This is a genomic window from Epilithonimonas hispanica, from assembly GCF_003385395.1.
GTDB classification, from domain to species: domain Bacteria; phylum Bacteroidota; class Bacteroidia; order Flavobacteriales; family Weeksellaceae; genus Epilithonimonas; species Epilithonimonas hispanica.
This window is the reverse complement of sequence record NZ_QNUG01000057.1, coordinates 1-13563: the sequence shown is the minus strand read 5'-3', so window position 1 is coordinate 13563 and position 13563 is coordinate 1. Positions and strand designations below refer to the sequence as shown.

Annotated in this window: 13 protein-coding genes and 3 pseudogenes; 8 read left to right on the top strand and 8 right to left on the bottom strand. The window is 34.8% G+C overall.

Annotation, left to right across the window (positions count from 1 at the left end):
• Positions 1-491: 491 nt before the first annotated feature.
• From DRF58_RS16450 to DRF58_RS19280, 6 genes are all read right to left on the bottom strand, one after another.
• Entirely contained in the window at positions 492-1445 is a 954-nt protein-coding gene (locus DRF58_RS16450; protein ID WP_116036967.1) for an IS110 family RNA-guided transposase, read from the bottom strand.
• Positions 1446-1684: 239 nt separating this feature from the next.
• Positions 1685-1918 (bottom strand): hypothetical protein, encoded by a 234-nt coding sequence (locus DRF58_RS16445; protein ID WP_116036965.1) that lies wholly within the window; start codon positions 1916-1918, stop codon positions 1685-1687.
• 204 nt (positions 1919-2122) lie between these two features.
• Complete coding sequence (locus DRF58_RS18420; protein ID WP_157966746.1) at positions 2123-2299, bottom strand: hypothetical protein; 177 nt, start codon at positions 2297-2299, stop codon at positions 2123-2125.
• Positions 2300-2637: 338 nt separating this feature from the next.
• Complete coding sequence (locus DRF58_RS18565; RefSeq protein WP_185144551.1) at positions 2638-2787, bottom strand: hypothetical protein; 150 nt, start codon at positions 2785-2787, stop codon at positions 2638-2640.
• Between the two features lie 20 nt (positions 2788-2807).
• Positions 2808-3089 (bottom strand): glycosylhydrolase-like jelly roll fold domain-containing protein, encoded by a 282-nt coding sequence (locus tag DRF58_RS19215; protein WP_394338501.1) that lies wholly within the window; start codon positions 3087-3089, stop codon positions 2808-2810.
• A gap of 151 nt (positions 3090-3240) precedes the next feature.
• Positions 3241-3378 carry a hypothetical protein gene (locus tag DRF58_RS19280; protein ID WP_206605237.1) on the bottom strand — a complete coding sequence of 46 codons (138 nt, stop codon included), beginning with the start codon at positions 3376-3378 and terminating at the stop codon, positions 3241-3243.
• A gap of 911 nt (positions 3379-4289) precedes the next feature.
• On the opposite strand from DRF58_RS19280, the gene DRF58_RS16425 reads away from it, so the two are divergent.
• The 7 genes and pseudogenes from DRF58_RS16425 (at position 4290) to DRF58_RS16400 (ending at position 12427) form a co-directional block, all read left to right on the top strand.
• The gene (locus DRF58_RS16425) at positions 4290-5165 is read left to right on the top strand and encodes a DUF3347 domain-containing protein (RefSeq protein ID WP_116036968.1); all 876 of its coding nucleotides are present in this window, start codon (positions 4290-4292) and stop codon (positions 5163-5165) included.
• A 7-nt stretch (positions 5166-5172) separates the two neighbouring features.
• Positions 5173-7461: a multicopper oxidase domain-containing protein gene (locus DRF58_RS16420; protein ID WP_116036961.1), complete on the top strand. Its 2289-nt coding sequence runs from the start codon at positions 5173-5175 to the stop codon at positions 7459-7461.
• Positions 7462-7694: 233 nt separating this feature from the next.
• Positions 7695-7832: pseudogene (locus tag DRF58_RS19205) on the top strand (hypothetical protein); the annotation flags it as partial.
• 96 nt (positions 7833-7928) lie between these two features.
• Positions 7929-8591, top strand: a complete 663-nt coding sequence (locus tag DRF58_RS16415; RefSeq protein WP_317124875.1) for a LysR substrate-binding domain-containing protein — start codon at positions 7929-7931, stop codon at positions 8589-8591.
• A gap of 171 nt (positions 8592-8762) precedes the next feature.
• Entirely contained in the window at positions 8763-9428 is a 666-nt protein-coding gene (locus DRF58_RS16410; protein ID WP_317124874.1) for a YeiH family protein, read from the top strand.
• Between the two features lie 405 nt (positions 9429-9833).
• Positions 9834-10298: a hypothetical protein gene (locus DRF58_RS16405; RefSeq protein ID WP_245955537.1), complete on the top strand. Its 465-nt coding sequence runs from the start codon at positions 9834-9836 to the stop codon at positions 10296-10298.
• A gap of 5 nt (positions 10299-10303) precedes the next feature.
• On the top strand, positions 10304-12427 hold the full coding sequence (locus tag DRF58_RS16400) for a cation:proton antiporter (RefSeq protein ID WP_116036958.1): 2124 nt from the start codon (positions 10304-10306) through the stop codon (positions 12425-12427).
• A 107-nt stretch (positions 12428-12534) separates the two neighbouring features.
• Here the strand turns inward: DRF58_RS16400 and DRF58_RS19200 are convergent, their stop codons facing one another.
• Together DRF58_RS19200 and DRF58_RS19195 are read right to left on the bottom strand one after the other, a co-directional pair.
• Positions 12535-12792, bottom strand: a complete 258-nt coding sequence (locus DRF58_RS19200) for an IS3 family transposase (RefSeq protein WP_379883837.1) — start codon at positions 12790-12792, stop codon at positions 12535-12537.
• A 12-nt stretch (positions 12793-12804) separates the two neighbouring features.
• Positions 12805-13004: pseudogene (locus DRF58_RS19195) on the bottom strand (DDE-type integrase/transposase/recombinase); the annotation flags it as partial.
• A 457-nt stretch (positions 13005-13461) separates the two neighbouring features.
• Here DRF58_RS19195 and DRF58_RS19275 point away from each other — a divergent pair.
• Positions 13462-13563 (top strand): annotated as a pseudogene (locus tag DRF58_RS19275) (IS982 family transposase); the annotation flags it as partial.

The window sequence follows — 13563 nt, the reverse complement described above, 5'->3', positions numbered from 1 at the left end:
TCTGCCAAAACTTATCATCATTTCAAATTACATAATGAAATATTGTTTAAATTTTTTATGATTTGAATCACAATATATAACTCATTTACAATTAAATAACTCATCAAAAAATAATATTATAAATTTTCCTGATATTTATTTTATTAAAAAATGTACGTCTTCAAACTAAATTGGACATTTTGTATACTACTACCAAATCTTTTTGTTCTTCCGGAATGCTGTTCCACTGTCTTTTAGATGTTCTTTTGGATGTATCCAAGCCAACTACATAATGTCTACTTTTTGCTTACGATTTACATCCTTCTTGATTCTAATCCTTGTCAAGGTTCAAAACCTTGACAAGGATTGTTGTATCGAATCTCTCGCAGCCCGACTTGAGCGGAAATCCTCATTGCGAGGGACGAAGCAATCTGTTGAAGAAAAATTACACTAATTCAACGGATTGCTTCGTCGTTCCTCCTCGCAATGATCTGTGTTTATTTCCAAATTATTTAATTAAAATTTATCTGATATTTTTGTTTACTTTTTGCTATTGCGAAGATTTGTTTGATGAGTTTATTGGCTATTGCTATTTTGATTACTTTTTCGGGTTTTCCTTTAGCTTTTAATCTTTCATACATTTCTTTACAGCGTTTATTCCATCGCTTTGCGCTCCAGCTGCACAAATACAGCAACTTGCGTACTTGGGATTTTCCCATCTTACAAATGTGACCTTTACCTTTTACACTTGTCCCACTTTGATAAATTCTGGGGCTGAATCCCACGAAAGCTACTAATTGTTTGTAATTGTCAAAGTTTTCAAAGTTTCCTGTTATCAGGCACATCATCATTGCTGTCTGTTTTCCTACTCCCGGAATCGTCTGTAAATTGACCATCGTTTCTGAGTATTGCTCAACAGAGATTTTATCCATTTCGTTTTCTAATTTGAGCTTTTTATTTCCCAAATATTTAATGGTCATTTTTATTTCAGATTTAAGGGATTTGTCCAAAAAACCGCTTGCTAAAAAGGCTTCCAATTGGCTATTGTTCTGATGTATTTGCTTCTCCAGCATTTCTATTCTTGTGTACAGTTGTCGCAACTTTTTCGCATTTTCACTCTCAGGATTCCATTTTTTCAACTCGTATTTCTCTGCATATTCGGCAATAGTTTTGGCATCTTTCTTATCGGTTTTGGCTCTGTAAAGATTCGTTTGGGAAAATCTTTTAATAACCAAAGGATTTACTACGCTTACCTTGATCCCAATGCCATGTAAATACTCAGCTAAGGGAAGATAATAAGTGCCTGAGGCTTCCATTACTGCCCAATCTTCTGTGCTCAGGATTTTCTGTAGTTTTTTAAATCCTGTCGTTTTGTTCTCAAAAACTTGATGTATCCATTTTCCGTTATTCAAAAAACACACATCAAAAGTTTGCTTGCTAATGTCAATTCCTATAAATTTACCCATACAAAAGTTTTTATTAAAGGAAATAACTACAGGAACTTATCTATCCTTAATGCAGGCTTTATAACCTAATGATCTGTCCAAGTTTTTGTAGTAAGGGTAAAGGAACTTTCATTGCGAACGGTCTCGAAGACTAATGACGATTAATAGCTTTTTTCTTTACCCTTTCCTTTCTGTTAAACTTCTAAGTTAATCCTTTATACAAACATAGGATGACGGTTCAACCGATTGCACAGATTGGTTTATTTCTCAGAAATCTGCTTCAGCAACCACTTTACCCATTCTACCGTACCTTCATAATTGGAAAAATCTTCCGTAAGCTTCTTCCCATCGATATATTCGTTGTAACACCATGGGTCGCCCAAAGCGAAAACGGTTCCTTTTCCAACCTTTGCAATGGCGCCAATTACCTGATTCTGTGCATACAAAAATGGTTTCGCAGGTGCTTTTGCCGTTATGGTACTCACTTCTTTCATATATAATTTAAGTTCAGAAAACACCTCATTGCCCGGTTGTACATATACAGCACCCTTTTCAAACTCTCGACCTTTCAACCTGTTGATGCTGTCGTCGATTGAAATGGATTCCGAATTTTTCTGCCAGTTTATTGAATTCTGTAAACTCAGAATTTCCGTTGTCGTTGCTCATCAAAACCAAAACACCACCTTTTTTTACCCAATCTACAAGGTTTTTGATTGAATTGGCATCGATAAGATTGCTTTTCCTCCGTACGCTTCTTTGTCGATATCGGCATCAACGATGATGTAGATGTTGGCATTTTTCAAATCTTTTTTGGAAAGAGCAGTCGTCAAAGTACTGATTTCTGCACCTTCTTTCTGGAAAAGTTCTCCCAGCATTGAAAAGCCACCGTTGAAAGTATCGTTCCACGTGTAATGCCAAGATTCCAGAACTTTGGTTTCTTTATTTTCCTTTTTTTCGTTGTTGAAAAAATTGTCTAAAACGACTTTCGGTTTGTTTTATGCATTGGAAAATCCGAATGTAAGGAGCGTTCCTAATGCTAATGTTTTTACTATGATCTGCTTCATAATTTTATTTCTATTTATTTGACCTGTTTCTCTAAATTTTTTAACGCAAAGTCAGCAAAGTTTTTTAAACTACTAACTGTTTTTAAGTTGCAAAGGAGTTTCACTTAAATAAGAAAACAAAGATTGTTAATTGCAGACTGTCATTAAAATTATTTTGAGAAATATACAGGAATTAATTGGATTTCGCCATCCAAACCTGAAGGTTGTACTTTCCAGTTGGAAGCGTCGAATGGTTTGTAATCGATGTTTACAAAATTAATTTCGTGGTAATTTCGCCATTGAATTTTATTTTGATCCATATAACGGATTCGGTTGGCCATCAGGTTGGAAACTTCAATCTGAATGGTAGTTTTCCTTTTTTCAAATATTTTCCAACGTTGATTTCATACGGAAGGCTCCACACAATTCCTGCATCTTGCCCGTTGATGATGACTTTTGCACTTTCATACAATTTGTCGAATTTCAGTACAAAATCGTCTGCTTTTTTCTTTAATTTAAATGAAGTCGTGTAAACTCCAATTCCTGAAAAACTTTGTGTTGATGAATCTTCTGTGAAGTTTGTCCAAGGTTGAAGTTTGTTTAAAGTTTTTGGTTTCGGAATTTCGGGCCTGCCTTCTTTGAAAGTAAGCTGCCAAGGTTGGTTTAAAACAATTGGAGCTTGGTTTTTTCAATATACTTCCATTTTGAAATCGAATTATGTTGAGTCTCTGAAGTTTTTAAAATTAAAGATTCTCCTGATTTCAGCTGAACTTTTACTGAATTATTTTGTGTTTCGGCAACACCAAAATCTCCGTTTTCATTAAAGCAATTAGGAAAAGAATTTCGGTATCTTCTTCCACCTTTGCTTTTATAATGCTTTTTTCGTTATGCATTCCGCCAAGAAAAGACATAATGCAACTTTCGCCAGCTTATATGTAGTATAGAAGAATCTCTCTCCCATCTTCTTCCGTCCGCATCACTTTCATCATCCCCTTCATTACAATCGGAATAGAGCGTATTGAAGAGTTTTCCTTCAAAATAATATCATCCTCATTAAGCTTTTTGTAACTCCACTTTCGTAAAGTTTTTCCATCAGTTCTGATGACGAATTAAATTCAGATTCTAAAATTGATTTTTCCATTTGATTTTAGCTTGCGAAATTAATTTCTAATACATGATAGTTTTCTCAACAATTCAACACAGAGTTACAAAATTCAGAAATTCTTCCAAATTCAATTTTAACTTTGCATAAATTTTACAGTTTGTATTTAATAATCACAAAAAAATAAATTCATAAATTTGTCAAAGTGAAAAATTGGAGCAGACATATCACTTTTATTCTATTTTTATTCTTGGGATTTCTCTTGACTCCCAACTTAAGTTACGCCTGTTCAAAAATTTCAATTAAAACTGAGCACCACAAATCTTCAAAAAAACATTTCAAAAAAACTGAGAAAAAAGATTGCTGCAAAACCAAATCTTGCGAAGATCATCACAGTGAAAATAATTGTAATGGCAAATGCAAAGACAGCTCTTGTAGATGTGGCAACTCGTCATTCAGCCTTTTCCTACCAACTGAGTTGAAAGTAAATACTTCTTTTGATGTCATTGAAAAACATCAGTTTGAATTCACACGATCCTATTATTCTTTAGAACACTACTCTATTTGGCAACCACCAAAAATAGGTTAAAAAACATTGGCTAACAGCCATAATTCCGTCTCGTAAAAACCGAACTTCATTTTGGTTTAATTACATAAAATCAATTTTAAATTTAATCAGAAATGGATGCGGAAAAATCTATTTCTCAAAATATAATTATTATGAAATCAATATCAAAAATATTGATGGTAATCACGGTATTGCTATCATCAATCAACATATTCGCTCAAATTAAAAAATCAAAAACAGAAACCATCAAAATCTATGGCAACTGCGATATGTGTAAATCGAACATAGAGAAAGCGGGAAATCTAAAAAATGTAGCCCAAGTAGATTGGAACAAAGACACAAAAATAGCAACGCTTAATTATGATGAAAAGAAAACCAATCAGGATGAAATTTTGAAACGTATTGCATTAGCCGGTTATGACAGCGAAAAATTTTTAGCTCCGGATGATGTTTATGCAAAACTTCCTGAATGTTGCCAATACAAACGCGAACTCAAACCTGTTGCAATGGTTAATAATGCTGATATCGCTAAGAAATCTGAACACGGTAATCATAACCATAACGAAATGAATATGACAAATTCAAAACAACAAAATCAATCTCCATTAAAATCAGTATTTGAAAACTATTTCTCTCTGAAAGATGCGCTGATAAAATCCGATGGACCGAGTGCATCCACTAAAGCTTTAGTTTTGACAAAAGCTATACAAAGTGTTGATATGGCAAAGTTGTCAACTGAAGAACATACCGTTTGGATGAACGTAATGAAAGAACTTTCGTTTGATGCAGAACATATTTCAGATACAAAAGATACTATACATCAGAGAGACCATTTCACCTCGCTTTCTGATAATATGTATAAAGTAATGAAAGTTACAAAACAGGATACTCCAGTCTATTATCAACATTGTCCAATGTTTAACAATGGTAAAGGCGCTAATTGGTTAAGCAAAGAAGAAGCTGTTAAAAATCCATATTACGGTTCGCAGATGTTGACTTGTGGAAGTACGGTCGAAACTTTAAAATAACAGAAAGATGATTATACTTAAAAATAATTTTTCACGGTTGGTCAAAGCAATTTTCCTTTTGCTGTTTTCACAATGTGTTTTCGCACAGAAAGTGGTACGCTATGAGTTGTTTATTAAAGATACTTTGGTCAATTATGCCGGTAAAGAAAAAAGAGCCATTGCCGTGAACGGACAAATTCCAATGCCTACACTTACGTTTACTGAAGGTGACATCGCAGAAATTGTTGTTCACAATCAGTTGAAAGAAAGCACTTCTCTTCATTGGCACGGTGTTTTTCTGCCCAATAAAGAAGACGGAGTTCCCTGGCTTACCCAAAAACCTATCGCTCCGGGTGCAACGTACACCTATCGTTTTCCCATCAAACAAAATGGAACGCACTGGTATCATTCACATTCGGGATTGCAGGAGCAGATTGGGATGTATGGAAACTTTGTGATGAAGAAAAGAACAGATGATAAAACGTTTAGAAAAGGAATAGATGATTTACCCGAAGTTCCCATTGTTTTAAGCGAATGGACCAATCTCAACCCCAAAAACGTTGACAGAATGCTGCATAATGCGAATGACTGGGCTGCGATTAAGAAGAATGCGACACAATCTTATGCAGAAGCGATTCGTGAAGGTTATTTTAAAACCAAACTTAAAAACGAATGGAAACGTATGTTGGCGATGGATGTCAGTGATGTTTATTATGACAAAGTATTAATGAATGGTAATAATGTTACTGATTTAAAAACCATCGATGGCAAATCATTGAAAGCAGGCGATAAAGTCAGGTTAAGAATATCCAACGGTGGAGCTTCTTCGTATTTCTGGTTGCGTTATGCAGGTGGAAAGATTACGGTAGTCGCCAACGACGGAAACGATGTAGAACCTGTAGATGTTGACCGATTAATTATTGGGGTTTCTGAAACCTATGATGTGGTCGTTACGATTCCTGCTGATGGCGTGGCTTATGAATTTTTGGCAACAACCGAAGACAGAACGCAGTCTGCAAGTTATTTTGTGGGTAACGGTATCAAACAGTTGATCTCCCCACTTCCCCGCCTCAAATATTTTGAAGGAATGAAAATGATGAACGGTATGATGAAAATGAACGGCGACCTGGATGATATGGGAATGAAAATGAGCCTAAACAAAATGGATATGAACGTTGTGATGTATCCCGAAATTACTGGAAAAACCGGAAAGTCACAAGACCACAGCCAACATACTATGGATATGAAATCCGGAATGAAGATGGACGACGACCCGAATCGATATAACGCCAATGCTTTGGGAGACATTACAACGCTTAATTACTCTATGTTGCAATCTCCATACAATACGACATTGCCTAAAGATGCGCCAGTAAAGGAATTGAAATTTACCCTAACCGGAAATATGAACCGCTATGTTTGGAGTATGGATAATAAAATCCTTTCTGAAACGGATAAAATTCCTATAAAAAAAGGGGAAATTTTACGTATTACCATTTATAATAATTCGATGATGCGCCATCCGATGCACCTTCACGGCTTTGATTTCAGGGTTATTAATGGAAAAGGAGAAAAATCGCCGCTAAAAAATGTTTTGGATATTATGCCAATGGAAACCGATACCATTGAATTCCTTGCAAATGAGGAAGGAGACTGGTTTTTCCACTGTCATATTCTTTATCATATGATGTCGGGAATGAACCGAGTTTTTGCCGTTGGTGATTATCAAAATCCAAATTTGCCGGACAAGAAACAAGCCTACAATATGCTGCAAAGAGAAAGCAATATGCCCCATTTTATGGCAGAAAATGATTTTGCCACTAACGGAAATGACGGACAGGCAATGTTGCAAAATGCAAGATGGAGCTTAGGTACAGAATGGCGATTGGGCTATAACAGTATGCACGGTTATGAAGTGGAAACCCATCTCGGCAGATACATCGGAAAAATGCAGTGGCTGATGCCTTTTATCGGATTCGACTGGCGATACCGTAAAATGGGAATGGATCAGCAGGAAAAAAACCTGTTTGGCCAAAGCAATGAAAAAGATACCCGCAGAGCCTTTAGTTTGGGGGTAATGTACACGTTACCGATGCTGGTCAACTTTCAGGCAGAAGTGTATCACGACGGTATTGTAAGATTGGCATTGATGCGTGAAGACATTCCGATTTCCAAGAGATTGAGAGGAGGATTTATGGTGAATACCGACAAAGAATATATGGGAGAACTCAAATATATCATTAACAAAAATATCGGCATTCGAGCTCACTATGATAGCGATATGGGTTGGGGAGCTGGAATTTCAATTGTTTATTAAGATGATTAAAATCTAAGCCTTTCAGAATTTTGAAAGGCTTAATATCTTTGAAATTCTGGGAACTTTATCAGATAAAGATCCCATCAAATCTAGCGCGGACCAGAAATAAAACAATATACAAACAAATCACTGAACGATACTTTTTTAAGCAAATTAGTTTTCAATATATTGACCATTCTATTCCTTTTGATACGATTCAGAATTTTTTATTTTGTACATTTAAAAGAAAATAAATAGCAGATGTTCGATTTCAGATTGAAAGTATTTTTTACCGTAGCCAAAAGGCTCAACTTTACCAAAGCTGCGGAAAAACTGTACATCAGCCTGCAATTACGAAGAATATCAAAGAGATTGAACACCATTTCAAGGTTAAACTTTTTGACAGAAACGGAACAAAAATAAAACTAAAGCCAGCCGGCGAAACTTTACTTCAGTATGAGGAACAGGTATTTTCCATCTACCAAAATTTGGAATTTGAACTGAATGCTTTTACTCAAAACAAATCAGGAACGCTGATTATTGGTGCAATTACAACGGCTGCACAATATCTGTTGCCACCTATGTTGGCGGCTTTTCATCACAAGTTCGACAATATAAAAGTACAGTTGGTTACCGGAAACACAGAACAGATTGAGCAAGCTTTGCAAAATAAAAATATCGACCTTGGAATTATCGAAGGAAAATCAAGAAATACAATATTTAAATATACTCCATTCGTTAAAGATGAATTGGTATTGGTTGGAAAATCAGGACATCCTCTATCAAAAAAATCATCTGTAAAAGTAGATGATCTAATAAAGTATATTTTTCTTTTACGCGAGCCGGGTTCTGGGACACTTGAAGTCATTGCACATGCCCTCAAGCAGTCAGGTATAAAAATAAGTGATCTCAATTTAGAAATGCAGTTGGATAGTTCGGAAAGCATCAAAATGTATTTACTCAATTCTGAAGCTTTGGCTTTTCTTTCCATATATGCTATTTTTAAAGAACTTAAAAATAACGAATGTGCAGTTATTGATGTGAAAGAGCTTACTATCGAGAGGGAATTCAATTTCATTCTAATACAAGGCGACAGCGAAAATCTTTCCGATCTATTTATAAGATTTGCACTTAACTATAACTTTAAGTAATGGAAGATTATTTATTTTGATTTCTTTTCTAATGATGATTTGATGAATTTTGTACTATAAAATTAAAGAATCATTATGCAAGATCATCAAAATAATACAGAAAAAAAGTCTTTACGAAGATTCTTAGAAAAAAGTATAACAACCAGATAAGTTATTTTTTTCATACTCGTTGTGTTATGTCTTTCTCCTTTTGTATCGCCCTCTATTGCATTGCTTTTGGGGCTGATTGTTGCACAGTTCATCGGCCATCCTTATCTCCATCTTAACCACAAGGCAACGCATATTCTTTTGCAGATCTCAGTCGTAGGATTAGGCTTTGGAATGAATGTAACCAGCGCAATAAAAGCGGGCAAGGAAGGAATTGTTTTTACCATAGTTTCCATCATAGGAACTTTGGTGATCGGATATTTGATGGGAAAATTCCTCAAAATTGACAAAAAGAGTTCCTATCTGATTTCTGCAGGAACCGTTATCTGTGGAGGCAGTGCCATTACAGCCATTTCACCGGTTATCAAAGCCGAAGAAAAGCAGATTTCTGTAGCGTTGGGTACGGTTTTCATCCTTAATTCAATTGCATTATTCTTTTTCCCAATGATCGATCACGCATTGAATTTGTCTCAGACCCAGTTTGGTTTATGGAGTGCCACTGTTATTCACGATACCAGTTCAGTAGTTGGAGCACCCAGCAAATACGGAAACTCAGGCTTTGGAAGTGGCAACTACAGTGAAGTTGGTAAATGTCATTTAGCACCTTCAAAATATTGTCTATATCTGCTAATAAATGGTTTTGATAGAGTTCTGTCGAGTTCACAAACGCCAAAAATAGTTCCAATTTAATCCAAATTGGTTTTTTTTGCTTTTGGTTAGATTAATATCTTTTTTGTTTTATTAAATTTAAGTTCAAAATACAAAAAAATAATAATTTTCAGTAAATGATAATTCTTGCAAATCATTAGGACTTTCTTGGTATATTAAAGCACATCGATACCTAATTTTTGGAAGCAAGATATTTGTTGGTATATTCAAATATCATGTTTTCTTACTCATTTTTTATTAGTCCGCCTTCTAACTTAAATTATTCTCACTGCGTAAGCTTGGATTTTGGTTTAAATTTTTCTTATATTTAGGCTACAACTTAGCTCTATGAAAAATCCAATACTTTTAATTTTCCTCTTATTATTTCTTATAAACTGTGATAAGAAAGACAAAGCAAATGACCTGGCCTTGCGGGAACAACAGCTATTGGATAAAGAAAAAACATTCGCACAAAAGGAAGCAGAATACCAATCTTTGCTTAAAATGAGAGACAGTATTTTCAGCAAACAACATTCAGACTCCATTAAAATCATCAAATGGCCAGATGAAATTGCAGGTTTCTGGATTGGAAAAGTAATCTGTACAGAATCTAACTGCAGTGATTATGTGGTTGGTGACCAACGGACAGATACTTGGGAATTTGCCAGCGATTCTCTACAGCTTTTCAGTAAAATCATTAATAACAATAATCTGGTACGGTTATACTCAGGAAAGTTTGAGAATAACGAAGTCAAGTTGAATTTTAAAACAGATTCTACCGCAAAAAAACAAGTAGATATGAATGTTCTTCTGAATGATATTTCAGACACAAAGATGAAAGGAGTAAGAACCATTGCCGTTGATAACTGTATGGCAAAATTCTCCGTAGAATTGGTACGTTCTAAAAAATAACACAAATGACTTTACTAAGCATACACAACCTAAGTCTTCCGATTGAAGACCCGGTACTGAAGTTTCTTTTGGTGCTCATCATTATTTTGGCAGCACCGCTTTTACTCAATAAAATCAAAGTTCCGCATTTGTTGGGATTAATTATTGCCGGAGCAGTGATTGGCCCAAACGGATTCAATGTTTTAGCCAGAGACAGCAGCATTGTCGTTACAGGAACAACAGGATTGCTCTACATTATGTTTCTTGCAGGTCTGGAAATTGACATGGGAGATTTCAAGAAAAACAAATGGAAAAGTCTAACTTTTGGGCTATATACTTTCATTGCTCCTTTTGTTTTAGGTTATCTCGGTGGAGTTTATGTTCTTGGCTTTTCGGTATTGACTTCGATACTTTTTGCAAGTTTATTTTCCTCACATACCTTAATAGCTTATCCTTTAGTTAGTAAATTAGGTATTGCTAAAAATCCAGCAGTCAACATTACGGTTGGAGGAACGATGATTACGGATGTTTTAGCATTATTGGTTCTTGCTATTATTGTAGGAATGTCTCAAGGTGATGTCGGAACAGAATTCTGGTTAAAACTTTCCATTTCATTTATCGTTTTTGCACTGGTTGTTTTATTCATATTCCCGATAATTGGAAGATGGTTTTTCAAAAAAGTGGATGATAAAATTTCGCAGTATATTTTTGTATTAGTGATGATTTATCTGGCAGCACTTTTAGCAGAATTTGCAGGTGTTGAAGCCATAATCGGAGCATTCTTTGCTGGCTTGGCTTTAAACAGATTGATTCCGCATACCTCTTCATTAATGAACCGTGTGGAATTTGTTGGAAATGCCATTTTCATTCCGTTTTTCCTAATTAGCGTCGGAATGTTGATTGATTTTAAAGTATTTTTTAAAAGCTGGGAAACTCTGGAAGTTGCAGGAATTATGCTCGTTGCATCCATTGGGGGGAAATATCTTTCGGCAGTAACTACACAAAAAACATTCAGACTGACTAAAGATGAAGGAAAACTTATTTTTGGCTTGAGTTCCGCTTCGGCAGCAGCAACTTTAGCTTCTGTAATGGTGGGTTACAACATTATTCTTTCCGAAACTGAAACCGGAGAACCCATCAGATTATTAAATGAACACGTTTTGAACGGTAGTATTTTATTAATACTTGTTTCATGTACGATTTCATCATTTATTTCCATGTCGAGTGCACAGAAAATCGCAGAACAGGATAATGAAGAGACCGTTTCAGGAAACAGCCACGAACAGGAAAATATTCTTTTAGCTTTAAATCACGAAGGGACTGTTGAAAGAATGGTCAACCTCGGGATTTTGATTAAAGCCCATTCCAACACTGAAAATTTATTTGCTTTAAATGTCATTAATGAAGATAAAAATGAATCTTCGGTAAAAAATGCGGAAAAGCTCTTACACAACGCAACAGATGCAGCAGCCGCAGCCGATGTGAAAGTTCAGTCTTTAAAAAGATATGACAATGATGTCATTAATGGGGTTAATAATGTCATCAAAGAACAAAATATTACTGATTTGATTATCGGTTTAGAAGATGAGAAGGGCTTCTCTCCTTCTTTCGCTTATAATTTATACAACGGCTATCTGCAAAGTGATGATGTGAATGTTTTGGTTTATCACGCTGCACAACCTCTATCAACCATAAAAAAATATGCTGTAATGATTCCTGAAAAGGCGCATAAAGAAGCAGGTTTCTTTCACGCTTTATTGAGAGTATGGAATATTGCGAGAAATTCAGGCGCTACGACTACATTTTATGCCTCGGAAGAAATTATCAATATTTTACAGCGAATTATTAAGAAAGCCAATATCGAAGCAGAGTTTATTATTATGAATACCTGGAAAGATGGTGAAAAAACAGCAATTCAGCTAAAAGATGATGAAGCGCTTATCGCATTTATGGCAAAAAGAGGAATGAGATCTTATATTCCGCAGATGCGGTTGATTCCGGAATTATTAAACAAATACCTGAATAACAAAAATTATCTTCTGATTTTCCCTTTTTCTGAGTTTGACAAAATCAATTCTGAAAAACGTTCGGTAGGAAATCACGATGATTTTATGGAAATCGGAAATGTGATTAAAAAGATTTTCAGATAACTAAAACATCCAAAAATAATCTCAATATTTATTAATTTCAAATTTCTAACTATAATTTATAGGGATAATGAAAAATTGGATATGCAAACAAAATTTTCCAGTATAAGTTAAGCTACATTTTTATAAATTTTGTTTTGATTGTTAAACTCTTCAATAGTTTGATAATTCAAGGTACTGTGACGTCTTTTTTTGTTGTACCAGATTTCAATGTATTCAAATATTTCCAGCTCCATCTTTTCTTTTTTGATGAGCTTGTTTCCATAAATAAGTTCTGTTTTCAAAGATTTGAAAAAACTCTCCGCCACAGCATTATCCCAACAATTTCCTTTGCGGCACATGCTTCTTGTAAGTCCATAAAATTCCAAAGTATTTGCAAATTTCTTGCTTGCATATTGAACGCCTCTGTCGCTATGAAAAATTAGACTTCCCCTATTTTTCTGTTCTTGACAGCCATTTTCCAGGCAGCAAGACTTGTCTCTTCGGTGCTCATTCCGTTGCTTAAACTCCATCCAATGATTTTCCTGTCATACAAATCAATCACTGTTGTTAAGTATAAAAATCCTTCTTTGGTCTGAATATAACTGATGTCTGAAACCCAAACTTGCGCAGGTTTTTCGATTATAAAATTCTGTCCAACACATTTTCTACCACCAAATAATTGTGTTTAGAGTTTGTAGTTACTTTAAATGTCTTGCTTCATTTACTTTTCAAACCCAGCTCTTTCATATATTTAGCCAATGTGACCGGGATATATTGTAACCCAATGAATTCAATTCAAAAGTAATCCTTGGCCTTCCGTAACGCTGTTTTGATGAAAAATATATTGATGTGATTTTCTGTTTTACTTTTTCTTTCAAAAGCAATTTCTTGCTACTCGGTCTGTTTTTCCATTTATAATAACTGCTGGAGCTCAGTTTTAAAACCTGGCACATCTTTTCAATCGGGAAAATAGATTCACCCGTAGTGCATTATAAAAAAGGTTACTCATAATACGAAAATTTCGTATATTGTATTGACTATCAATCTAATACGTTATAAATAACCTAGATGCAATTTACGATTTTATTTTAAAGGAATTAAGAAAATTAACCATCAAAGAAAATTTTTATTTCAAACCAATTAAACCAAAATTATCT